The organism is Leisingera aquimarina DSM 24565, assembly GCF_000473165.1.
In the GTDB taxonomy this organism is placed as follows: Bacteria; Pseudomonadota; Alphaproteobacteria; order Rhodobacterales; family Rhodobacteraceae; genus Leisingera; species Leisingera aquimarina.
The window spans coordinates 28,993-51,913 of record NZ_AXBE01000013.1; the positions used below are offsets into that span (position 1 = coordinate 28,993).

At 66.0% G+C, this 22,921-nt stretch carries 16 protein-coding genes; 6 read left to right on the forward strand and 10 right to left on the reverse strand.

The genetic code is table 11. The features are described from left to right. Positions 1-81: 81 nt before the first annotated feature. From AQUI_RS0102480 to AQUI_RS0102490, 3 genes are all read right to left on the reverse strand, one after another. Positions 82-2,514, reverse strand: coding sequence for a calcium-binding protein (locus AQUI_RS0102480; protein WP_027256099.1), 2,433 nt, complete (start codon positions 2,512-2,514; stop codon positions 82-84). A 187-nt stretch (positions 2,515-2,701) separates the two neighbouring features. Continuing rightward, positions 2,702-3,406 carry a hypothetical protein gene (locus tag AQUI_RS26975; RefSeq protein ID WP_027256100.1) on the reverse strand — a complete coding sequence of 235 codons (705 nt, stop codon included), beginning with the start codon at positions 3,404-3,406 and terminating at the stop codon, positions 2,702-2,704. After that, complete coding sequence (locus AQUI_RS0102490; protein WP_027256101.1) at positions 3,403-4,479, reverse strand: helix-turn-helix transcriptional regulator; 1,077 nt, start codon at positions 4,477-4,479, stop codon at positions 3,403-3,405. Before AQUI_RS0102490 ends, AQUI_RS26975 begins: the two co-directional genes overlap by 4 nt. Before the next feature lie 690 nt (positions 4,480-5,169). On the opposite strand from AQUI_RS0102490, the gene AQUI_RS26980 reads away from it, so the two are divergent. After that, the gene (locus AQUI_RS26980; RefSeq protein WP_051371780.1) at positions 5,170-5,844 is read left to right on the forward strand and encodes a helix-turn-helix transcriptional regulator; all 675 of its coding nucleotides are present in this window, start codon (positions 5,170-5,172) and stop codon (positions 5,842-5,844) included. Positions 5,845-6,048: 204 nt separating this feature from the next. On the opposite strand, the gene AQUI_RS0102500 is transcribed toward AQUI_RS26980, so the two are convergent. The 3 genes from AQUI_RS0102500 to AQUI_RS0102510 form a co-directional block, all read right to left on the reverse strand. After that, positions 6,049-7,290 (reverse strand): glycosyltransferase family 4 protein, encoded by a 1,242-nt coding sequence (locus AQUI_RS0102500; protein ID WP_027256102.1) that lies wholly within the window; start codon positions 7,288-7,290, stop codon positions 6,049-6,051. Between the two features lie 159 nt (positions 7,291-7,449). Next, positions 7,450-8,754, reverse strand: coding sequence for an HlyD family type I secretion periplasmic adaptor subunit (locus AQUI_RS0102505; protein WP_027256103.1), 1,305 nt, complete (start codon positions 8,752-8,754; stop codon positions 7,450-7,452). Next, positions 8,751-10,484 (reverse strand): type I secretion system permease/ATPase, encoded by a 1,734-nt coding sequence (locus AQUI_RS0102510; RefSeq protein ID WP_027256104.1) that lies wholly within the window; start codon positions 10,482-10,484, stop codon positions 8,751-8,753. Before AQUI_RS0102510 ends, AQUI_RS0102505 begins: the two co-directional genes overlap by 4 nt. Positions 10,485-10,714: 230 nt before the next feature. Between AQUI_RS0102510 and AQUI_RS0102515 the strand changes: the two genes are divergently transcribed. Next, a complete protein-coding gene (locus AQUI_RS0102515; protein ID WP_211235990.1) occupies positions 10,715-12,745 on the forward strand; it encodes a glycosyltransferase family 2 protein in 2,031 nt (676 codons plus the stop codon). Positions 12,746-12,756: 11 nt separating this feature from the next. Here AQUI_RS0102515 and AQUI_RS26985 read toward each other — a convergent pair whose 3' ends face one another. Next, a complete protein-coding gene (locus AQUI_RS26985) occupies positions 12,757-13,473 on the reverse strand; it encodes a sulfotransferase (RefSeq protein ID WP_051371781.1) in 717 nt (238 codons plus the stop codon). A 606-nt stretch (positions 13,474-14,079) separates the two neighbouring features. Here AQUI_RS26985 and AQUI_RS0102525 point away from each other — a divergent pair. Next, a complete protein-coding gene (locus tag AQUI_RS0102525; RefSeq protein ID WP_027256106.1) occupies positions 14,080-15,900 on the forward strand; it encodes a beta strand repeat-containing protein in 1,821 nt (606 codons plus the stop codon). 96 nt (positions 15,901-15,996) lie between these two features. On the opposite strand, the gene AQUI_RS0102530 is transcribed toward AQUI_RS0102525, so the two are convergent. The 3 genes from AQUI_RS0102530 to AQUI_RS0102540 are packed head-to-tail and all read right to left on the reverse strand — an operon-like array spanning position 15,997 to position 18,899. Beyond that, a complete protein-coding gene (locus AQUI_RS0102530) occupies positions 15,997-16,980 on the reverse strand; it encodes a hypothetical protein (protein ID WP_027256107.1) in 984 nt (327 codons plus the stop codon). Continuing rightward, complete coding sequence (locus AQUI_RS29105) at positions 16,977-17,771, reverse strand: sulfotransferase family protein (protein ID WP_051371782.1); 795 nt, start codon at positions 17,769-17,771, stop codon at positions 16,977-16,979. The genes AQUI_RS0102530 and AQUI_RS29105 overlap by 4 nt, the downstream gene beginning before the upstream one ends. Positions 17,772-17,783: 12 nt before the next feature. Further along, positions 17,784-18,899, reverse strand: a complete 1,116-nt coding sequence (locus tag AQUI_RS0102540) for a polysaccharide biosynthesis/export family protein (RefSeq protein ID WP_027256108.1) — start codon at positions 18,897-18,899, stop codon at positions 17,784-17,786. 127 nt (positions 18,900-19,026) lie between these two features. Between AQUI_RS0102540 and AQUI_RS0102545 the strand changes: the two genes are divergently transcribed. From AQUI_RS0102545 to AQUI_RS0102560, 3 genes are all read left to right on the forward strand, one after another. Then, a complete protein-coding gene (locus AQUI_RS0102545; protein WP_027256109.1) occupies positions 19,027-19,893 on the forward strand; it encodes an NAD-dependent epimerase/dehydratase family protein in 867 nt (288 codons plus the stop codon). 35 nt (positions 19,894-19,928) lie between these two features. Then, complete coding sequence (locus tag AQUI_RS0102550; protein WP_027256110.1) at positions 19,929-20,540, forward strand: sugar transferase; 612 nt, start codon at positions 19,929-19,931, stop codon at positions 20,538-20,540. 360 nt (positions 20,541-20,900) lie between these two features. Then, positions 20,901-22,781 (forward strand): polysaccharide biosynthesis protein, encoded by a 1,881-nt coding sequence (locus AQUI_RS0102560; RefSeq protein ID WP_027256112.1) that lies wholly within the window; start codon positions 20,901-20,903, stop codon positions 22,779-22,781. Positions 22,782-22,921: the final 140 nt, after the last annotated feature.

Consider the following 22,921-nt stretch of genomic DNA (forward strand, 5'->3'; position numbering starts at 1 on the left):
CCTTGGCCGGGGACCAAATCGCTGTCCTGAACCAGGGCTGGGCGGGCCCGGGGTTGCCCCCGGATCCGCCGTTCCTAAGGCTCAGACGGCTGTGGGACCCCAAATGTTGTCGTAGCTGTCGTCAAAGCCGGTGTCAGAGGCCAGCACCCGGATCGCTTCATAGGAGCCCGCATCACCGGTGGTCACCGCGTTGATGCCGACGCCGCCGATCGGGATGGCGTCCTGTCCCAGCGAGGTGAACGGCGCCTCGTTGCCGGTCAGGCCGAGGATGTTCACCGTGGCGCCGCCAGCGCTGATGCTGGTGTCGGTGCCGTCGTCGGTGACGGTAGCGCCGCCGCCGTCCAGGGCGCCGAAGGCATCCTGCGCCGAGGTGCCGAGGCCGCCGCCCACATTGGTGACACGGAACAGAAGCACATCGTGGTCCTGGTCGATGTCGAAGTCGAGGATGGTGTCGGTGCCATCCATGGAGGCAAAGGTAGCGCCATCCCAGGTCAGGTCGATGATAAAGACATCCTTGCCGTCGCCGCCGATCAGGTCGTCATCGCCTGCGCCGCCTTTCAGGAAGTCGTTGTAATCGCCTGCGCCGCCATTCAGCCGGTCATCGCCTGCGCCGCCGTCGAGGAAGTCGCCGCCATCGCCGCCGTACAGCACGTCGTTGCCGTTCTCGCCATAGAGGCAGTCGCGGCCATCGCCGCCACCGAGGGTGTCATTGCCTTCACCGCCCTGCAGCACGTCCTTGCCGGCTCCGCCGTACAGCACGTCCTTGCCGTCATTGCCGTCGAGGAAGTCGTCGCCGTCGTTGCCTTTGACGGTGTCATTGCCGTCGCCGCCATGGGCCACGTCATTGCCGGTGCCGCCATAGATCTTGTCGTTGCCGTCATTGCCATAGAGGAAGTCGTCGCCCTCGTTGCCTTTGACAACATCGTCGCCGTCACCGCCCCAGGCTTTGTCGGAATCGCCGCCGCCTTTGATGGTGTCATTGCCGGCATCGCCATAAAGCCGGTCATGGCCATCATTGCCGAGGACCCAGTCGTCGCCGTCATTGCCGTGCAGCAGATCGCCGCCCTTGCCGCCATAGAGACGGTCATTGCCGTCGCCGCCATAGCCGTAGTCGGCACCGCGGCCGCCGATGATGACGTCATCGCCGCCTTCACCGAACATGGTGTCCTTGCCGGAGCCGCCGCGGATGCGGTCATTGCCGTCCGGGCCATCATCGACCGGGGTGTAGCATTCCGGGGAAGCGACTTCTTTCAGCCCGTCGACTTGGTGGCCCTGCGAGGCCTGGGTCGGCACTTCGTCCTCGTCGCAGCAGTCCCAGTCGATCTTGTAGCCTTTGACATCGGCGCCGAGGTTGGTGCCGCTGTCGCCGAAGATCAGGTCGCCCTGGGCGCCGCCTTCCAGCACGTCGTTGTTGGAGCCGCCGCGCATGGTGTCATGGCCGGCGCCGCCGTTGACGTCATCGCGGCCTGCGCCGCCATCCATCAGGTCGTTGCCGCGGCCGCCCTGCATCAGGTCGTCGTCGTCTTCACCGAACATGGTGTCGTCGCCGCCCTGGCCGTCCATGGTGTCGTCACCGGTGCCGCCCAGCATGCAGTCGTCGCCATCGACCTGCTCGTCCTTGTTGCCGGTGCCGTTGTCGGCGCCGAAATCAAGGTCGTCGTTCTGCGACTGGCGTTCGTCGCCGAACATCTCGTCGTTGCCGGAGCCGCCGATCACCAGGTCGTCGCCGAGGCCGCCTGACATGCGGTCGTTGCCGCCCTGGCCGTTCATCCGGTCGTCGCCGTCGCGGCCGTACATGGTGTCATGGCCGTCCTGGGCGGTTTCGCCGGACTGGCCCATGTCGCCCCACATCCAGTCGTCGCCGCCTTCGCCGTCGATGCAATCGTCGCCGAGCTCACCGTAAAGGTAGTCGCCGGCATCGCCGTCGGAAGCGCTGTAGTTGCCATCGGCGTCGTCGCCGAAGATGTGGTCGTCGCCCTTGCCGCCGAAGACGCTGTCGGTGTCCTCGCCGCCCAGCAGGGTGTCATTGCCGGTTTCGCCGTCGATGTAATCCCAGCCTTCTTCACCGTCGATCCAGTCGTCGCCGTCGTCGATGTATTTCTTGCCGTAGATCGGCACCTGGTATTCTTCCCAGGTGTCCGGGTTGACCCGGGTTTCATAGCCGGTGATCACCTGCACGTAATGGCCCTTGCCGTCGGCATTGCCGCCGAACAGGGTGTCATTGCCGGTGCCGCCTTCGATCAGGTCGTCGCCATCCTGGCCTTCGACATAGTCCTGGCCCTTCTCGCCGTCGATGCGGTTGTTGCGCTCATTGCCGTAGACCGCGTCATCGCCGGCGCCGGCGCGGGCATTGTCGCCGGCATCGTGGTCGTTCAGGTTGATCACATTGCCGTCGGTGCCGCCGATTTCGGTGGTGCCGTCATTGTAGTCCGGGTCGGTTTTCTTGTCGCTGAACCGGATGTCGCATTCCGGATTGCAGACTTCCCAGTCGGGGGTTCTGTCTTTGATACCCATGGTAAACGTCCTCCTCATTAACTGTGCGGGGCAGGGCAGCAGCAGCTGCCTGGGTCAGTGCCCCTGCGCCGGGTCTGATGCGGCTGCAGCAGGGGCGGCGCGGGAAAGGCGTGATGCTGCCTTCTGAGTGTATTGCAGCGCAAAGGCCGGCTCTGCGATGCCCCCAAATGGGGACAAAATCAGCGGTTTAGCCGATCGTTTCCAGCCAGCCGCCCAACGCGCCCCCCAGCCAGCCGTCCACGATCTGCGCCGCCGCTGCCGCGGCCTCTTGCAGCGGCAGGTGCCACCAGGCGCCGGCCGCCAGCGCCGCCGCCGCCAGAAGGGCTGCCGCCAGCCAGCCAGCCCAGCGGCGGCGCGGCTGCGGCGCCGCTTGCGCCAGGGCCTCGGCCAGCGCCGATTTCAGCACCGGTTCAAACTCGATCCGGAGCGCCCCCTCCATCCGGTTCACCGCATCCTCCAGCTGATCGATGCGGGCGCTCAGGGCGGCGCGGTCGGCGGCGGCCTTTTGCGCCGCTTGCGCGCCCAGCCCCTCGTTGAGGGTGGTGAACATTTCGGCAATGCGCTTGTGCAGCGCCACCAGATCCGCCTGTGCGGCCAGCGGCGCGCCGTCGGGCACGCCCTGGCGCAGGGCGGCGGCGATCTGCGCCAGCACCGCTGCACTCAGCCGCGGCGGCTGCGCCGGTGCGGCTGGTTTGTCCGCTTCGGCCTCAGGCTGATCCGGGGCCTTGCCAGCCTCCTGAGCAGGCTCAGAGGTCTTCTGTTGCGCGGCAGCCTGGTCCGGCGCGGGCCGGTCCTGTCCAGACGGGGCCTGCGGGGCTGCAGCCGCGGGCTGCGGGCTGCCGGCCGGGGCGGGCGGGCCCTGCACCGGCGCATCCAGCGTCAGCTTGTTCATGACGCTCTCCCCAATGAAGCCTGCCAGGTCAGCCGCTGCGCCATCTCGGCGCGGCCCGCCGATTGCAGCTTGGCCAGCACCCGCTTGGCATAGGTGTTGAAGGTCTGCTCCTTAAGGCCTGCGATATGCGCCGCCTCGCGGTTGCTGAGCCCCAGCTGGATCAGCGCCGCGACCCGCGCCTCGGAGGGCGACAGCCCCATTTTCTGGGCCAGCATTTCGATCCGGGTGCGGTCGGGCTGGCGCGGCAGGATCGCCACCACCAGCGGCATGCCGGCGCCGGCGCAGCGGTAGCGGGTCAGCGACACCGGCAGCCGCATGCCGCTGTCGCGCTCCTCCAGGAACAGGATCAGTTCGAGCGGCCGGCCGGGCCCGCCGCCGCGGCGGCTGCGGGCGCATTCGGCCACTGCCGCATAAAACCCCGCGGTCTCGCCCGGGCTGGCGCAGCTGAGGCGGCCGGTGCCGGCGCTGAGCAGAGCGCCGCCATCGAGCATGTCGCGCCCCGATTCATTGCAATGCAGCAGCGTGCCCTCGCCATCCAGCACCAGCACCGCACTGTCGGTTTTCTTGGAAATGGTCCACAGAAGCGCGCTGGTCACCGCCGCCTGGGTCTCGCCCGCCAGCTCGCGCAAACTGTCCTCGCGCAGCACCGGCCAGATCGCCTGCAGGATGTCGCCGCAATGGGCATCATGCGGGCCGCCTTCCAGTTTCAGCGCGATCAGATCCTCGCTGCCGTCCTCGAAACGGCAGGAAAACAGGGTCCAGCCGCGGCCTGCGGCCAGGCTGGCGGCCAGCTCCGGGTCCGGCAGCCGGGCGGCCAGGGCTTGGGCTGCGGGCCCGCCTGCGCGCCGGGGCCGGAAGTCTTTGGCGGCGCCTGGCTGCAGCTGGCGCCGCAGCGCCGCCGCGGCGGTGTCCGGGCAGGGCTCGCCCAGGCCTGCGGCGCTGGTCAGGACCGGGGCGCTGCGATGCCCCGGCTGCGCCAGGGCCAGCCGTGCCAGAGAAGAGATTTGCCTTTGAAGTGACTTGGAAAACAATACCTTGCCCGTTTGCGCAACGGACGCACTCAACATAACCATGTTGCCCCCCGGCATGACATAATGAATGTCTTGAAGGTAGCACGCCGGCCGCTGTGTCAAACCGGGCAGAGGGGGTACGCCAAAGGCCGGAACGACGGCGGGCGGAGGCCGGACGGCGGCTGCAGAATACCACCAAGGGGGTAGCCGCTTGGTGCAGGGTGATCGAATCAAGTAATCTTGGGTTGTTTCAATGTGAAGAAATAACTCCTTAAATTGTGAATTCCATCCTGAAAACACATCGTTTCCTCATTGGGAACACTGCCAATGGCGTAGGGCGTATTCCGCAGAAAATGTGCGAAAACAAGCCTGTAAGGCGGACACCGGTCCCGCAGGCGGCGCGGCGGCGGCGCAAAGCACTGCACCGGGAGGGGAAGTTTCTTAACAAAATGGGCTGGATTCGCTACGATTTATCCACAGCAATGCGCATCAGAAGTGTTTGGACACCCGTCTGCGCAGCCCGGCCCAAGAGGTTTTTCCCGGGCATGTTCTGTTTTTATCACGATCCGGAAACGGTGGTGCACAGCGCCGCCGGGGCCAAGACGGCAGCAGGCGGGTGAACTGTGTTCCAGGGAGCGGCAGCGCATTGCAATAAAGGCCGTCTGCGGGGGGCAGGCGGCTGCAACAGTGCGCGCCTGGAGGGACGGGGCCGGATGAAGATCCGGCTGGTGTTACGAGTAAAGGAGTTTATTGATGCCTGTCCATATTGTGGGGGAAAGCAGGCTTCTCAGGGACATGTTTCTGGCCATCTGTGAAGCACATGACTATGAGACCGGGCACTGCTGCGGCAGCCTGGCGGACTTGCCGCCGCTGCCGGCAAAGGACCTGGTTCTGTTCTACAGCCATGGCGCCGGGGAGGCGCTGGAGGCGGAGCTGCGGGCCTTCCGCGCCCATAAGGGCGGGGCGTATCTGATCCTGATCACCGGCGATCAATGCCCGTCCGCGGTCCAGGCGGAACTGAGCCAATATGCCGAGGCGGTGATCCCGGAACGCAAATCGGCCGATGCGCTGATTGCGGCGCTGCAGGTGGTGCAGGACGGCTACCGGATTGTGCTGCCCGGGGCAACAGCGGGAGAGGCGGCCGCCCGGATGACGGTGCAGCCGCGGCGCAACGGGTACCGGAACGGGCCTGATAACGGGTCTGATAACGGGCATGGCCTGTCGGACCGCGAACAGCTGATCCTGGCCAAGCTCACCGAGGGCGCCACCAACAAGAGCATCGCCAATGAGCTGGGCATCTGCGAGGCCACGGTGAAAGTGCATCTGCGCACCTGTTTCCGCAAGATCGGCGCCAAGAACCGCACCCAGGCCGCACTTTGGGCCTCGGAGAAACTGCCGCCGCAGGCAGCGGACCTGCGCCGCCACTGACGGCAGCAGGCAGCACCGCCCCGGGCGGGCGCAAAAGTTTTCGAAAACTTTTGCCAAGGCTGTTCGAAACGTCTTGAGGACCGCTCAGCAGCGCCGGTTGGGCTGAACATGCCGGAAGCGGCCGTGTTAGAGCCTGTTTTCATGCCTCCGGCTGCGGCTCATTTGCGGTGCCAGCGGCTGGATTTTGATTTGCCGTGCCTTTGGCTAAATCTTTATGTGCCGTGCCTTCGGCACGAGCGCATTGATCTGGGCGATATGCTCCGGCAGGCAGCGGGTCAGGAAATCATACTTCTCCACCACATGGGCGCGGGCGGCCGGGCCGATATGGGCGTAATCCGCGGGCTTGGCCAGCACATCCGCCACCTGATCGGCGAGCTTTTCGGGGGAGAAGAAATCGACCAGCAGGCCGGTCTCATTATGGGCAATCGCCTCGCGCACCGGCGCCACATCCGCCGCCACCACCGTGGCCTGCATCGCCATCGCTTCCAGCAGCGACCAGCTGAGCACAAAGGGCATCGTCAGATAGATATGGCAGCGGCTGATCTGGATGATCCGGGTGAGGTCGTCATAGGGAACCTTGCCGAGGAAATGCACCCGGCTCCAGTCGACGCTATCGCCCAGCTCATCCTCCATCTCGCCGCGCAGCCCGCCGGGATGTTTGCTTTCAGCGCCATAAGAGGTGTCATTGCCGCCGATCATCAGCACCCGCGCATTGGGCCGCTGCGCCTGAATCCGGGGCAGCGCGCGCATCATGATGTGGAAACCGCGGGCGCGCTCCATGTTGCGGGCAATATAGGTCACCACCTCGTCTTCGCGGCTGAGGGGGCGGTCCAGCCGCCCCAGACCAACCGTGGCCTCCGGGTCCGGTCCCAGTTTGTCGGTGCGGATGCCGTCATGGCACAGATACATCCGGTCATGAAAGCTGGCGGGGAAGCGGTCGCGCTGCCAGGCGGTGGGCACATGGCCCTGATCAACCAGTTCGATGCTGGCATAAGGCACCGTGTTGCGCGCCTCGGCAAAGAAATAGGCCTGATCATTGGCCGGGTTTTCCGGATCAAAGCCGACCAGCCCGCCGGAGGTGCGGTAGAAATACTCGAAAAAACCGATGACGGGCACATCCGGGTAGGCGTCCTTGATGAACAGCAATTCGCCCCAGCCGGTGTGGCCAAGGATGATGTCGGGGGTGAAGCCCGCATCGCGCAGCTGCCGCGCCGCCAGCGCCGCGCCAAGACCTGCGCCCGCCGCCGCCTCCCAGTCCTTGGAAAGGCCGAAGGCATCTTTGGCGGGGCTGCGGAAGGGTTGGTAGGTAACGGTTCTGATCCCCTTCAGCTGCACGTCCTTGCGCTGGGTGAGGAACACAATTTCATGGCCGCCTTGCGCCGCCAGCCAGGGCGCAAGCTCCCGGTATTGGCCGGGCATGTTCTGATGCACAAACAGGATTTTCATGGGTGCATGCTTGCCAAGCCCTGCCGCCGGATGCAAGCGCCTGCGCGGCTTTGCGCACTCTTGGTTTTGCTGAGAGCCGGGCGCCGTTTCCCGGCCAGGGAAACGGCCATGAAAAATCGATTTTTCATGGTCTGAAACCGCGCCGGTTTCAGAGCGCCGTCAGCTTTCGCGGAAGGCCTTGTTGAAATAATCCGCGAGCGGTTTGACCAGATAGGCCAGCGGCGAGCGGTCGGCGGTGCGGATGTAGCTTTCCACCGGCATCCCCGGAATCAGCACGGTGCCCGCAGGCAGGCGGCCGCGCTCGCCGGGGTTGAGCTCGATCTCGGCGCGGTAATAAGAGATGCCGCTGCCCTGATCCTCAAAGGAATCCGCCGAGACCTGGGTGACATGGCCAAAGAGTTCGGGCGTCGAGCGCTGATCCAGCGCCGAGAACCGCAAAGTGACCTCCTGGCCGGTGTACAGCTGGTCGATATCGGTCGGCGCCACCTGCGCCGCAATCACCAGGGGCCGGTCCTGCGGCACCAGGTACAAAACCGGATCCGCGGGGCGGATCACCGAGCGCGGCGTCTGCACCTGCAGCCCGTAGACAATGCCGGAAACCGGCGCGGTGATGTCCAGCCGCGCCAGGCGGCCCTGCAGCGAGCGGCGGTTTTCGGCCAGCTCCAGCTCCTGGTAGCGCAGGTCGCGCAACCGGCTGATCGCCTCCTCGCGCTGGCTGGTGGCCAGCTTCAGGATCTCGATGTCGATCTCGGTGATGCGGCCCTCGGACTGCGCTTCCGAGGCCACCAGCTCACCCAGCCGGCCCTGCAGGTCGGCCTGGGTGCGGCGCAGGTTCAGCACCGTCGCCGCCTGCGCCAGCCCGCGGTCCAGGAGCGATTGCTGGCTCTCCAGCTCCTCGCCGATCAGCTCAAGCTGCACATTCATCGAGGTCTGCTGCGCCTCGACGCCGCGGATCTGCTCCTGGATCTGGGTGCGGCGCTTCTCCAGCTGCTCGATCTCGCGGGCGGTGGTGTCCTTGCGGGCCTGGAACAGGCGGCGCTGACCCTGCACCAGATCGCTGACATCCGGCTGCACTTCAGCCGCCTGCAGCAGCTCCGGCTCAAAGGTGATCGCGGCGGCGGTGTCGCGCTCGGCTTCCAGCCGGCCGCGGCGCGCCATCAGCTCGAACAGCTGGCCCTCGGTGATCACCAGCTGCGAGGTCAGCTCATTGGCATCCAGCCGGATCAGCGTGGCGCCTTCGGCCACCGTGTCGCCCTCGTCAACCAGGATCTCGGCAACGATGCCGCCGTCCAGATGCTGCACGATCTGGCGGTTGCGGTCGACCTCGATGCGCCCCGTCGCCACCACCGCGCCGGAAATCGACGACAGCACCGACCAGGAGCCGAAGCCGCCCACCAGCACCAGCAGCGCCAGGAGGCCGATGATCAGCGGCCGCCGTGCGGGCCAGTTGCTTTGCCCGCTCATCGCACGCCTCCTGTGCCAGTGGCCTGGCGGATGTTCTGGTGGTTGGCGACCATTTCCTGCAGCACCTTGTCCTTGGGGCCAAAGGCGGTCTGGGTGCCCTTGTCGATCACCAGAAGCATGTCGCATTCCTGGATCGCCGCGGGCCTGTGCGCCATGATCAGCACCGAGCGCCCTTCGGCCTTGATCTGCTTGATCGCCTGATTGAGCGCGACCGAGCCTTCGTTGTCGAGGTTGGAGTTCGGCTCGTCCAGGATCACGATCACCGGATCGGCATAAAGCGCCCGGGCCAGGCCGACCCGCTGCATCTGGCCGCCCGACAGCCGCCCGCCGGTGGCGGTGACCTTGGTGTCATAGCCTTCGGGCAGTTTCAGGATCATCTCATGGGCGGCGGCCTTTTTGGCGGCATCCACCACCTTTTCGGCATCGGGCTGCTGCTGCAGCCGGGCGATGTTCTGGGCAATGGTGCCGTCAAACACCTGCACCCGCTGCGGCAGATAGCCGATATGGCCGCCCAGCACATCCGGCGCGTATTGATCCAGCGCCGCCCCGTCCAGCCGCACCGAGCCCGCGGCCGGCGCCCAGACCCCGGTCAGCGCCCGCGCCAGGGTCGATTTGCCGGAACCGGACGGCCCGATCACCCCGATCGCCTGGCCCGGCTGCACCCGGAAATTCACGTTGCGCAACAGCGGCGTCTTGCTGCCCGGCGGCACCACCGCCATGCCCTGCACATCCAAGAGCGCCTTGGGCTTCGGCAGCGCCGTGCGCTCGGCCTCCTCCGGCACTTTGGCCAGCAGCTCGGCCAGGCTGTGCCAGCCCTTCAGCGCCCGCTGCACCATCGCCCATTGGCCCAGGCCCAGCTCGATCGGCGCCAGGGCGCGGCCCATCAGGATGGAGCCCGCAATCATCGCCCCCGGCGTCACCTCGCCCTGCAGCACCAGATAGGCGCCCAGGCCCAGCATCGCCGACTGCAGGAACAGCCGCAGCGTCTTGGTCAGCGTGGTGAAGCCGCCGCCGGTGTCATTGGCCGTCACACTGTCGGTGAGCGCCGCATCGCGGCCTTGCTTCCAGCGCCCGAAAGCAGCGCCGCGCATGCCCATCGACTGGATCATCTCGGCCTCGTTGCGGATCTCCTCGGACATCAGATTGGCCTTGTGGCCGGTCATATTGGCCTTTTGCACCGGCAGCCTGGTGAACAGCTGGTTGAGCACGGCAATCATCACCAGCACCGCGCCGCCCGCCAGCGCCAGCAGGCCCAGCCAGGGGTGGAACAGGGCAATGCCGGCCAGAAAGATTGGCGTCCAGGGCAAGTCGAAGGCGGCGGTCAGCACCGGCGAGGAGATCAGCCGCTGCACCGATTCCAGATCCTGCAGCCCGGTCTGCGCCGCCGGATCCTGCGCCACCGCCGAGCGCCGGATCATCGCATCGAACACCCGGTGGTCCAGCGCCGCCTGCAGCCGCGCCCCGACCCGCGCCATGATCCGGCCGCGGGCGTAATCCAGAAACCCCATCATGCCGTAGAGGAACACCACCAGCAGCGACAGCGCCAGCAGCGTCGCCTCCGACCGGCTGCCCAGCACCCGGTCATAGACCTGCATCATATACAGAGGCCCGGTCAGCATCAGCAGGTTCACAAAAAAGCTGAAGATGCCGGTGAACCAGTACAGCCCCCGGCTCTGCCGCCGCACCGCCCGGAGCTCGTCATAACCGCTCTTATAAATGCTTTTATTCATGGTCGGGGATGCCTGTCTTGCGGCAGCGGGGTGCCAGGGGCTTATGTCAGGATCTGCGCCCGGTCCGGGAGGCCGCGGGACGGCTGCATCTATGCGGTAAACCGGGGGGCATGCAATCCGGTTTTCGCCAAGGCCGGCCCCGGCTGCGGCAGCAGGGCTGGCCTTCCGGGGGGAAACGCGGCATTGAACCGGGGAGGGGGTGGCCCCGGGCGCGGGCCCGGGATGGCCCGATGCGCAGCAGACCGGAGGCTGAACCGTTGACATATCCCAAGCTCACGATGACGCTGCTGGTGCGCAATGAAGCGGACATCCTGGAGGACAACATCCGGTTCCATCATGCCATGGGGGTCAGCAGCTTCATCGTGATGGACAATCTGTCCACCGATGCCACGCCGGAGCTGATCCGGGAGCTGTCGCAGGAGATCGATATCGAATACCTGCACCAGCCTGCTGATGACTACAATCAGCGGGAATGGGTCACGGCAATGGCGCGCAAGGCGGCGGCAGAGCATCAGGCGGATTGGGTCATCAACAATGATGCGGATGAGTTCTGGCTGCCGGCCCGCGGCGATCTGCGCGCCTTTTGCGCATCGCTGCCGGAGGCGACCGGAACAGTGATCGTGCCGCGCCATAATGCAGTGGTGCCGGCGCTGCCGGGCGATCTGCTGGGCGGGCGCTGCGGCCCCCGGATGGCGGTTGTGTTCGAGCGCGAAAGCCGCAATGGCGAGGGCAAGCCGCTGCCCGGCAAGGTGCTGCACCGGGCGTCGGAAATTGCGGAGGTGGCGCAGGGCAATCACAGCGTTGCTCATGTGCCGGGCCATGCCAGCGCGGGGCAGGGGCGGATCCGCATTCTGCATTACCCCTGCCGGGGGCTGGCGCAGTATAAGGACAAGATCCGTCTGGGCGGCGCAGCCTACAGCCGCAACACCGCCCTGCCGCCGGGCGCCGGCGCCACTTGGCGCAGTCAGTATGACGGGCTGGAGACCGGCGCGGTGGAGCGTTTCTGGCGCGATCTGGCAGTGGCACCGGAAGAGCAGGAGATCGGCCTGTTGCGCGGCGATCTGATGCGGGACGACCGGGTGGCCGGTTTTTTCGCGGAACAAGCGCGCAGCAAGGCACGGCAGGATCTGCTGGCGGCCCGTGAGGAGCTGCTGGCGCAGAGCCGGGCAATGGTGGAAGAGTTTTCGCAATCCCAGGCCGAACTGATTGCGCGGGTGCCGCGGCGGCAGCGCTGGGAGCGGCCGATGTATTACAATCTGCGCTTTGCGGTGCGCAGCGCCGAAGCGCATCTGGAGCAGCTGGAAGCGCTGACGGAAGCGGCGGAAGCGGCGGCGCTCTGCGCCCGGTTCGGGCAGATGCGCGATGTGTTTTCGCTGTTTCCCCGCAACACGCATCTGCCCGCGTTCCTGGCCCGGCTGCTGGAGCTTGCAGCGCCTGAGCCGGCGCAGCGCCTGCGGGCCGACTGCGCGGGCAAGCGGGTGATCCTGCACACCAGCTGCCATCCGCGGCTGCAGGAGTCGCAGCAGAGCGTGGCGTCTTTTGCCGGGCTGGGGCAGGACGGCTATCACCACATCATCCTGCTGGGCGCCCGTGAGCCGCGCCCGGAGCAGGACACGGGCTTGTCGTTCGGCTATGACGGGCAGGTGCTGCAGGTGCCCGCCCCCGACACCTATGAAGGGCTGCATCAGAAACTGTTTTACGCCTACATGCTGCTGGATCTGCTGACCGCCCCGGCGCTGGTTGTTAAAATCGACGACAATATCCTGATGCAGGACGCGGCCCGCTTTGCCGCCTGCCTGGACCGGGTGGCGGACAAGGGCGCGGCCCTTGCCGGGCGGCGGGTCGGCACCCGGCGCCATCAGGACCAGTGGCATGGCTGGCATCTGGGCAAATGCGCCGATCCGGTGATGGAGACGCGCGGCTATCAGTACCCGCTGCCGCGGGATTATGCAGCGGGCGGCTACGGTTATGTGCTGGGCCGGGAGGGGCTGGCCGCCTGCGGCTACATGTATCTGGCGATGAAGGAATTCCTGGCGATGCCCGCGGTCGGGCTGGAGGATGCCTGCGTGGGCCATGCCATCTATGCCCAGCGGCTGGAGCTCATGGATATTTCCCAGGGGCACGGGCTCTTGGCGATGCCGGGGCTGACCACCAAGGAGCGGCGGCGCCTGGACGCAGACTGGGCGGAGTGGGACCTGCCTGCGGACGCAGCGGACACTGCCGGATCCAGGGATGGCTCTGGGGGCGGGTCAGGGGCCTGATCCGGCTCTGATCAGGGCTTTTGGGCCGGTTTCTGCCATTTCATATGCAGCAGCTTGCGGCCCAGCACCGCCTCCACCAGCTCCGGGTCGAACGTCTCGTCCAGGAAGGCAAACAGAGGCCGCCAGGCTTCGGGGTCCTTGGCATAGTCATTATAGTGCATCGCCAGGCAGCTGTGCGGGTGGGCCGCCTGCCAGCGGCTGTACAAGGCCTCTGCGCTCTCCAGCTGCTCCAGCACCGCGGCGCGGCCCATATTGCGCCACCAGCCGGAATTGCGCACCTCGGCGTGATCGCGGGTGTTGAAGACGAAATGCGCATCCGGCATGTAGCGCTGCAGGAACGCCAGCATCGGCTCAAACAGCGCCGGATCCTCGTGCCAGCGGATCTCCTTGAAGCCCAGAACCCGGGTGTCCGGCTCCGGCCGCAGCACCGTGCGCAGGAAGCTATCGGCAAGCGCCTGGCCAAAGCGGTCCGCCTCGATCGCCTCATAGCCGTACCAGGGCTGATGCGGGCCGGAAGGGGCGCCGCGCGCCCGCATCGAGGCCGCCTGTTCCGACTGCTGCAGCCCGTGCCAGGCGCGCACCAGCGGCGCCAGCAGATTGGCATTCTCGCCGCGCAGCACACAGCCCGGCAGCGCGTTCAGCATGTTCTGCAGCAGCGTCGAGCCCGAGCGCCCGTAGGTGATGATGAAAACGGTCTTTGCGACCTGTCCGCACCGATGCTCCGGCATCGCCTTCTCCTCTGGTTGCGCGGCCCGCAGCCGTGCCTGGGGTGGGCCGTTCCTAGGCTCTAACGCGGCAAAACCCAAGCCCCGAATGCGGGCCCGGCCGGCGCAGGAGCGGCAGGCTGCGGTTGTGTCAGCAGCGCGAGTCCGCGCGGCGGTGTTCCGCCGGTCCGGGCGCTGCCTACCTCTAAAGAGGTAGCAGAATCGCCAAACCGCCCCGCCTGTGGATAAGGTCCGGAAAACCGTACCCCGGTTGCAAACTTATCCACATTTTTACCATTTATTAACACTCCGGAGGGCGTTTCTGTTGCCCTTGCGCCGCACTCCGGGCCTCTGGCGCAGGGGGCGCTGCGTCAGGCGGGAATCCCTTGAAGACAGCAGAAAAAGCGGTTTTATTGGCCGCGCGCAATGCCGCCGCAACCTCAATGCCGTCTGTCGGGGGACAGCAAAGTGAGCAGTTTTGGTGACAGTCCCTATACGGGTGCGCGGCACATCGGGAGCAGTGCTTGACAGACAAGCAAAGTGCCTGATAGCGGAGGTGCAAGCGCCCTTTTGGGGTAATGCGCTTTCTGGATGAAAAAAAGATAGCTCTCAAGCAGGAGACTAAAGAGTATGGCAACTTTCAACGGGACACAGGTCGCGGATACCATTTCGGGCACCACTGGTGATGACATTATCACCGGTCTGGCCGGCGCTGACGTTATCAACGGTGCCGCAGGCAATGACGATATCGACGGCGGCGCAGACGCAGATGACATCGTTGGCGGTGCTGGCGACGACACCATTGACGGCGGCGCCGGCGCGGATGACGTGAACGGCGAAGCAGGCGACGACCGCCTGGCCGGTCCGGATGACGCGGGCGACACCATCGACGGCGGCGACGACACCGACACCCTGGTCACCGACCTGGCGGATGGCGACGACCTGACCTTTGGTATCGGCGATGCAGTTAACGGTCTGGCCATGACTGCCGCGACCATCACCAACATCGAACAGGTTGAAGTCTCCAACGCCGGCGATTTCGTGATCGACCTGACCAGCGGTGTCGATCAGTACTTTGCCTTTGACCAGACCCTGACCAGCACCGATTACGCTGCCACCACTGCAACTGACATCGAAGGCGTCATCTACGATGGTGACGGTTCCGGCGATGCGGATGACATCGTTGCAGACGGCACCGCAACCTTCAACGAAGCAGCGGGCATCGTCATCAACGGCACCACCTATGCGGCCGGTGACACCTACACCACCGCAACTGGCGGTACCGTGGCGATCACTTTCGCTGCAGGCGAGTGGCAGTTCAACTACACTGCAGCCCAGCAGTCCACCATCGAGGCGGGCAGCGCAGTGGAAGACGAAGTCCTGGCGGTTGAAATGACCGAAGATGACTCCGGTGATCTGAACACTGTTGACGTTCAGGTGACCCTGAACAGCTCCATCGGTGCAAACGTCGATCTGTCGGGTGAAACCGGTGACTTCACCCTGAACGGCAGCGCAGCTGTGAACGTTCTGGAAAGCGGTGACGGCAACGACACCATCGTTGGCGGTGCCGGTGGCGACACCATCACTCTGAACCAGGGCGACAACCGCGTTTGGGCCGGTGCGGATGACGATGCTGCCGATACCATCGTTGTAACCGGCGACGGCGACAACATCGTGGCTGGCGGCGCAGGTGCCGATGACATCGACATCGACGGCGACGGCGCCAACCAGGCTTGGGGCGGCGAAGGTGCAGATCTCATCGAAATCGCAGCAACCGCAGATGGCAACAACATCGTCGGCGGCGGCGCAGGTGCCGACGATCTGGACGTTGCAGGCACAGGCGACAACGCAGTCTGGGGCGGCGATGACAATGATGACATCGACGTGACCGGTGCCGGCGCCAACACCATTGGCGGTTCCGATGGCCTCGACAACATCCAAATCGATGGCGACGGCAACAACACCATCTACGGCGGCAACGATGACGACAACGACGTCATCCTGATCAACGGCAACGGCAACAACACCATCTTTGGCGGCGGTACCGCGGGCAGCAACGATATCGACATCGTTGGCACCGGTGCGAACGTGGTCTACAATGGTGGCGGTGACGACGATGTCGACCTGGCGGCGACCGCAACCGGTGACAACGTCCTGTATGCAGGTGCAGGTGATGACGACTTCACCTTCAACGCAGGCGCCAAAGGCACCATCGTCTTCGAAAGCGGCAGCGGTTCCGATGAGATCATTGGCTTCGATCAGGACGATGCTGACCAGCTGGTGGACCTGTCCGCTCTGGGCTTTGCCGATGCAGACGATGTTCTGGACAGCATGACCGAATCCGGTGGTAACACCACCCTGTTCATCACTGCCGGTCAGACCATCCAGTTCACTGGTATTGCCCTGGCCGACCTGCAGTCCGCAGACCCGGCAGACTGGCTGATCCTGTAATCCAGACAGGATTTTGAGAGAGCTAGAGAAAAGGGCCCCTTCGGGGGCCCTTTTTGCTTGCGGGTAGTGAAAAACCGCGGCGCGGGGCAGGGGGCGTCAGCCTGCGCCGGCCTCTTCCGCCGCCGCCGCAATGCGGCGCCACCAATAGTCCAGCGACAGCCGCTGGCGCAGCGCGGCGCGCGCCGCGCCGTCCATCCGCGGGCAGGCCCAGGCGTGCCAGCGCTGCAGCCCGGCGGCTGTGATACTGCCCGGCAGCCAGCCCGGCACCTGAATGGCCGGCAAAAGCCCGTAGGCGCCGGCAAGGCTGGGGGCGTGGATCAGCGGCACCGTGCCCTGGATCAGCGCCGCCCAGGCCTTGGGCGAGGGATCCAGCCCGCCGCCCTGCGCGCAGATCACAAAGGCATGGGCGCGCAGCAGCTGTTCGAACTCCGCCTCCGTCACCTCACCCTCCACCACCGTGGTCCAGCTGCGCCAGGGCCCGCGGGCCAGCGCCGTGACCTGGCGGCGGACCTCCCATTGCGGCCCCTCGCGCGTCCGGTGCGCGCACAGCACCCGCAACGGGCGCGCGGCCAGCGGCGGCACTGCGGGCCAGTCCAGCGGCTGGTCCGCAGCGCCATCACCAAACACCAGCCCCAAGGGCAGCGGCGCCATCCGGGGGTGGCTGGCGTCATCGAGGTTTTCGGCAAACCAGCGGATCAGCAGCGGGCTGTCCAGGATGGCCTGAATGGCGGCGCGCTCGGCGCTGTTGTAGGGCCGCCAGCGCTGGTCGGTCTGGCGCGGCAGGGTGATGTCCTCGGAGCCGCTGACCAGCACGAAGGGGGCGGCAAGCTGCGGCAGCACCGCTTGCGCGAAATGCAGCAGGGCAGGGAAGGGCGCGCGCAGCGACAGGAAGATATGCCGGGGGCTGCCTGCGCGCTGTTTCACCAGCCGGATCTGCGGTTGCTGCCAGTCCGACAGAACAACCCAGTCGCAGCGCGCCGCCAGGCCGGTGATCCGGCATGCATCGGCACCCTGGCCCTTGGGAAACAGGCGGGTTGAAAGAACCTGTCCCGGTGCCATCCCGGTGTCATCCGGTGTCACGGCGCCCGGGCCGCCTCGCGCAGGGCGGCAAGGGTCTGTGCAACCTCTGCCGGGACCTGCAGATCCGGGGCCTTGCCGCTGTTGCGCGGGATGCTGGCATCAAAGAAGGCAGGATCGGCGGGCGGGGTCAGCCCGGTATGGGCGATCAGCCGCGATATTCCTTGGCGCATCGCTTCGGGATCAGAGACAAACTCCATCACCGGCACGCCGTGGGTCCGGTGCAGCTGCAGCAGGCTGCGGTTATAGGCGTTCCAGATGGCAAAGCCCTTCTCCAGCTCAAAGCCGTTGCGTCCCTGGATCGACAGCGCCACCTCGCGGGGGTCGCGGAAGATGCCGGCACCGGTCCAATCGGGCAGCACGTCGATCCATTCCTGCGCCACCAGCAGGGTGCGCGGCTCTTTGAAGCCCCAGGCGCCCTGGCCCCGGCGCGAGTCGATGAACAGGTCGCGCACCGATCTGTGCAGCGGCTGCCAGGTGATCTGTTCCGGCGGCTCGTGCCAGGCGCCGCCATTGGCCTCCAGCAGGTTCTCATGCATGTAGACCAGCGCCGAGGGTTCCTGCAGCCCCTTGGGGTTGAGGCCGAAACTGTGGTCCAGCACCCGGCCCATATAGAGACCCGCCTCGCGGAAGCTGCCCGCCAGTGCGCTGGTGCCGCTGCGGTGCATGCCAAGGATCAGGACGCAGCGCCCGATTTGCGGCTCTGTTGCGGGTTCAGGCCCCGTTTCAGGTCCGGTGCCGGGATCCGGGCGGGTCTTGCCGGCCCGCAGCCTGGAAAGGAAGTCGAAAACCATCGCGGGCGCCGGTCAGATATTGCTGGCGCGGCTGAAGACGCCGAAGAAGTTGCCGAAGATGTTGGAGATGGTCAGCGCATCGTTGATCGGGGATTCGGTGGCCATCACCAGATCGCCCGGGTTGATCTGGAACTGGCGCGCCGAGAACAACCCGTCGGCAGAGGTGAGATCAAGCGAGAACACCACCCGCTGCTGGCGCGGCCCGCGCTGGCCCGGCGCAATTGCGCCGGCGGGGTATTCGCGCAGGATCAGCAGGCCCTTGGGATCGGCTTTGCCGTCCTGGAACCCGCCTGCGACGGACATCGCATCCATCGCCGACATCTCATCCTTGGTGAAGATGTGCAGGTCTTCCTCGCCGGTGGCGCCGAAGGAGAGGAAATAGCGCTCATCCTCCTCGACGAAGACCCGGTCGCCGCCGCGCAACAGGGTATCGAGACGCGGGTTGTTCAGCAGGTTGTCGACCGAGGTGCCGTAGATGCTGCGGCCGCGCACCAGGCGGATCTGCGGGTTGTTGAGATTGGCGCTGATGCCGCCGCCGGCCGAGATCAGCCCCATCACCGTGTAGTTGCGGTCCGGCATCGGAAAGGTGCCGGGCTGGGCCACGCCGGAGACCAGATCCACCGAATTGTTGCGCCCTTCGGCCATCGCCAGCTGCACCTGGGCGGAAGGCACAACAGGCTCCAGCGCCTCTTGCAGCTTCTTGCGCGCCAGATCCGGGGTCAACCCCAGCACGTTCACATCGCCCACATAGGGCATGAAGATAGAGCCGTTGGCGGCCACTTTCATGCCCTGCAGCTGTACCATCTTCTGTTCGGCGGCGGTCAGCAGCGAATTGTCGTTGCTGTCCCAGATGCTCAAGGACAGCAGGTCGCCGGGCTGGATGATCTGGGTTTTGGCGCCCTGGTGGCCCCGCAGCCAATTGAGCCGTTCCTGCTTGCCGGTCGAAGGCCAGGCCGCCACCGTGGGCAGCAGCGAGCGGTTCACCTGATACAGCGCGAAATTGGCATCGACCTCGCCCGATTCTTTCAGGATCTCCTCGCTGGCCGGGGCACCGCCGGGCAGGCGGCTGCAGGCTGCGGGCAGAAGGATCAGGCCGGCAGCGGCCAGCCAGGGGAGAAGTTTCAGCATTGGGTGCCTGCCATTCGAAGCGCTCGGGGCGCCGCCCGGATCTATGCCCGGGGGAACCGCTTTGATTTTTGTCCGGCCAAAGGATACTGGGCTGGTTGAGAGGGTCAACAGGAACAGGCAGCCAAGCATGGGGATTCCCGCCGCAGTGGTTCTGGGCGCAACAGGGCGGATCGGGCAGCTGATGCAGCTGGCCCCGCCTGAAGGGCTGCATTTGCGCCTGCAGGCGCGGCGCCCGCAGGACGGGCATGTGCGGGCGGGCGGCGATTGGCACATCCTGGATCCGCTGGCGGACCCGCAGGCGCTGGCGCATCTGGCAGAGGGGGCGGAGGCGCTGCTGTGCCTGGCGGGGCCGGTCCCGGGGCACGGGCCGGCGGGGGGGACCGCAGACATGGAAGACCACATCCGCCTGGGCGAAGCGGCGGTGCGGGCAGGCGCTGCGGCGGGCTGCCGGGTGCTGCTGGCCTCGTCGGCGGCGGTTTACGGCGCGCAGGGCGGTCTCTTGGATGAGGCGGCGCCGCTGCAGCCCGCCAATGCCTATGGCGCGGCCAAGGCAGAGATGGAGCGGCGCTGTGCCGCGCTTGGGACGGAACTGGGGGTGCCGGTCTGCGCCTTGCGGATCGGCAATACTGCGGGGCTGGACGCGATCCTTGGCGGCTGGCGGGAGGGGTTTGTCCTGGACCGGTTCGCCGATGGCAGCAGCCCGCGGCGCAGCTATATCGGGGTGCAGGCGCTGGCGCGGGTGCTGGCGGCGCTGCTGGCGCAGCCCGTCTTGCCGCGCGTGCTGAATGTGGCGCAGCCCGGCGCGGTGGAGATGGCGGCATTGCTGCAAGCGGCGGGCAGGCCCTTTGGCACCCGCCCTGCGCCGGCCGGTGCAATCCCGCAGGTGGCCCTTGATACCGCCCGGCTGCAGGCGCTGCTGCCCTTTGCCCTGGTCCCGGCGGATCCGGCGCAGATGGCGGCGGAATGGGCTGCCTTAGAGCCGTATTTCACCTGATCAGAGCCGAATATCAAAAAGGAGCAGAGCTGCCGATGACCTGGCGCAAACGGATTTTCGACCTTTTCTTTGCCAGCCTGCTGATCCTGCTGCTGGGTCCTGTCCTGCTGCTCTTGATGGGCTGGCTGTTGTGGCAGGAGGGGCGGCCCTTGTTTTATGTGGCTGAGCGGATGAAGGGCCCGGGGCAGCCCTTTGCCTTATGGAAGCTGCGGACGATGACGGTGGTGGAGACGGACACCGGGGTCTCGGGCGGCGACAAATCGGCCCGCATCACCAGGACCGGCGCCTGGCTGCGCTCGAAACGGCTGGATGAGTTCCCGCAGCTGTGGAACATTCTGAAGGGGGATATTTCCTTTGTCGGGCCGCGGCCGCCCTTGCGCCAGTATGTCGAGGCAAACCCCGCGCTTTACGCTAGGGTGCTGAAATCGCGCCCCGGCGTCACCGGCCTGGCCTCGATCACTTATCACCGCCACGAGGCCGCGCTGCTGGCGCGCTGCACCAGCGCCGAAGACACCGATGCGGTCTATACCCGGACCTGCGTGCCGATGAAGGCGCGGCTGGACCTGATTTATCAGCGCCATCAGAGCATGTGTTATGATTTCGATCTGGTGTTTCAGACCATTGGCAATATTTTCCGCCGGGGGTAGTGCGCGAGGCGGTTGATTCCTGTGTTGCCTGTCTGTTTGGCCTCTCCGGGCGCCGTGATGGCGCGGCAGACCGGGGCCGGCTGGCAATTGTGGCACAGCAGCGGCTATCGCAGGGCGAAACCGGCGGTTTTTCGCCGTTCCGCGGTTTTTCGGCAGAGCAAAACCGGTTATCAAAGGCAAAACCGGTTATGATAGGATTTGAGTTTTAAAGCGCGCGCCGCGGGTCTTTCTGCAGCGCAATTTCGGTTAAGTCATTTTTTCCTGCTGCCCGGCTGCACAAGCGGCCCCCGGGGCAGGACCACGGCGATAACAGGATAAAAAGTGCAGGCATTTGCATATGGCAGTTGAGGGCAGGCGGGCATGTATAATCTGATCAGTGTGCTTTCGCGCAGGCAGAAGTCCTACGTTTTTCTGGCCGCTGACCTGGCGCTCTTGCCGCTGGCGCTGCTGTTCACCCTGGAGGTGCAGCCGCTGCCGGATCCGGCGCTCACCACGCTTGCGTCGCTCTTGCCGGTGCTGCCGTATGTGATGGCCGCGGCGGCGGCGCTGGCGCTGTGGCTGGGGCTGCCGCATGTGCAGCTCAACGCCTATGAACGCCATGCCGCGGCGCAAAGCGCGCTTCTGGCGGGCGGCACCGCGCTGGTGCTGGCGCTGCTGGCTGCCGCTTTCGGCCCGGCGCTTGGCCCCGGCACCCATGTGGTGTTTGCGATCTGCTATTTCCTGTTCATGGTGGTGGCGCGCGCGGCGATGCTGCAGATGGTGCTGATGGTCTACCGCCGCGCCCAGCCGCGCTGCCGGGTGCTGATCTACGGGGCCGGCAATACCGGCACCCAGCTGGCGCAGGCGCTGAAAGCCCATGACGGCATCGATCCGGTGGCCTTTGCCGATGACAATTCCTCGCTGCAGGGGCTGACCCTGGTCGGGCTGCCGGTGTTTGCACCGTCGCGGATTGCCGAGATTGTCCAGGCGCGGGGGATCCGCCGGGTGCTTTTGGCGATGCCGTCGCAAGGCCAGCCTCGCCAGGCGCAGATCACCCAGCGGCTGCAGAAGCTGGGGCTGGAAGTGCAGGCGCTGCCCTCTTTTGCCCAGCTGATCGGCGAGGAAGCCCTGGTCGACAAGCTGACGCCGGTGGCGCCGCAGGCCTTTCTGGGCCGGGCGGCCCGCAATGTGCCGCTGAAAGAGGCGGCAGGGTCTTATCAGGGCAAGGTGGTGCTGGTCTCGGGGGCGGGCGGCTCGATCGGCTCGGAGCTGTGCCGCCAGGTGCTGACCTGCCGGCCTGCGAAACTGGTGCTGTTCGAACTCAGCGAACTGGCGCTTTATAATGTGCATCAGGAGCTGGGGCCGCTGGCCGAGGCTGCCGGCATCGATCTGGTGCCGGTGCTGGGATCGGTGACCGATCCGCGCCAGGTACGGATGGTGCTGAATGCCCATGCGGTGCAGGTGCTGCTGCATGCGGCGGCCTATAAACATGTGCCGCTGGTCGAGGCGAACCCGCTGCCGGGCCTGGCCAACAATGTCTTTGGCACCCAGACCCTGGCCCGCGCCGCTGCGCGCGCAGGGGTTGAACGCTTCATCCTGATTTCTTCGGACAAGGCGGTGAACCCGGCCAATGTGATGGGCGCCTCCAAACGGATGGCAGAGCTGATCGTGCAGGATCTGTCCACCCGGTTCGGCGGCAAAACCGTGTTCACCATGGTGCGGTTCGGCAATGTGCTGGGATCAAGCGGCTCGGTTGTGCCCTTGTTTCAGGAGCAGATCAGCCGCGGCGGCCCGGTGACGGTCACCGACCCGAATGTGCGCCGCTTCTTCATGACCATCAGCGAGGCGGTGCAGCTGGTGCTGCAGGCCAGCGACATGGCCGAAGGCGGCGAGGTCTTTGTGCTGGATATGGGCGAGCCGGTGCCGATCCTGCAGCTGGCCCGCCAGGTGATCGAAAGTGCCGGCCATTCGGTGCGCGACACAGACCATCCGGAGGGCGATATCGCCATCGAGATCATCGGGATGCGCCCCGGCGAGAAGATGGAGGAGGAGCTGACCCTGACCGGGGAACTGGTCCACACCCGCCATCAGAAGATCTTCTGCGCCCGCGAAACCGTGCTGTCGGAGATCGAAGTGGCCGCGCTGCTCAGAAGCTTGCGCCAGGCGGTGGCCTCCGGCGACGAGGCGGCGGCGCGGCAGGTGATCAAGCGCTGGGTCGAGGGCTATTGCCAGCCGCCGGCCCCGGAGCGCAAAAGCTCCTGATCCTGCAGCATCCGTTAATCAGACCCGTATATCCTGCGCGGGGCCGCATTGCTGATGCAGCACAGGTGCGGCTCTGGGGCTGCAGTGGCGGTGAAACTGCCGCCGCCGGGGCTGCGGCAATTGATCGAGCCTTGCCAATC

Bases quoted from the DNA above. Each gene is read 5' to 3' on its own strand.
- AQUI_RS26985 (WP_051371781.1), bottom strand. From the start codon at position 13,473: ATGCCGGAGCATCGGTGCGGACAGGTCGCAAAGACCGTTTTCATCATC.
- AQUI_RS0102510 (WP_027256104.1), bottom strand. From the start codon at position 10,484: ATGAATAAAAGCATTTATAAGAGCGGTTATGACGAGCTCCGGGCGGTG.
- AQUI_RS26975 (WP_027256100.1), bottom strand. From the start codon at position 3,406: ATGAACAAGCTGACGCTGGATGCGCCGGTGCAGGGCCCGCCCGCCCCG.
- AQUI_RS0102560 (WP_027256112.1), top strand. From the start codon at position 20,901: ATGTATAATCTGATCAGTGTGCTTTCGCGCAGGCAGAAGTCCTACGTT.
- AQUI_RS0102540 (WP_027256108.1), bottom strand. From the start codon at position 18,899: ATGCTGAAACTTCTCCCCTGGCTGGCCGCTGCCGGCCTGATCCTTCTG.
- AQUI_RS0102505 (WP_027256103.1), bottom strand. From the start codon at position 8,754: ATGAGCGGGCAAAGCAACTGGCCCGCACGGCGGCCGCTGATCATCGGC.
- AQUI_RS0102525 (WP_027256106.1), top strand. From the start codon at position 14,080: ATGGCAACTTTCAACGGGACACAGGTCGCGGATACCATTTCGGGCACC.
- AQUI_RS26980 (WP_051371780.1), top strand. From the start codon at position 5,170: ATGCCTGTCCATATTGTGGGGGAAAGCAGGCTTCTCAGGGACATGTTT.
- AQUI_RS0102490 (WP_027256101.1), bottom strand. From the start codon at position 4,479: ATGGTTATGTTGAGTGCGTCCGTTGCGCAAACGGGCAAGGTATTGTTT.
- AQUI_RS0102515 (WP_211235990.1), top strand. From the start codon at position 10,715: ATGCGCAGCAGACCGGAGGCTGAACCGTTGACATATCCCAAGCTCACG.
- AQUI_RS0102500 (WP_027256102.1), bottom strand. From the start codon at position 7,290: ATGAAAATCCTGTTTGTGCATCAGAACATGCCCGGCCAATACCGGGAG.
- AQUI_RS0102545 (WP_027256109.1), top strand. From the start codon at position 19,027: ATGGGGATTCCCGCCGCAGTGGTTCTGGGCGCAACAGGGCGGATCGGG.
- AQUI_RS29105 (WP_051371782.1), bottom strand. From the start codon at position 17,771: ATGGTTTTCGACTTCCTTTCCAGGCTGCGGGCCGGCAAGACCCGCCCG.
- AQUI_RS0102550 (WP_027256110.1), top strand. From the start codon at position 19,929: ATGACCTGGCGCAAACGGATTTTCGACCTTTTCTTTGCCAGCCTGCTG.
- AQUI_RS0102480 (WP_027256099.1), bottom strand. From the start codon at position 2,514: ATGGGTATCAAAGACAGAACCCCCGACTGGGAAGTCTGCAATCCGGAA.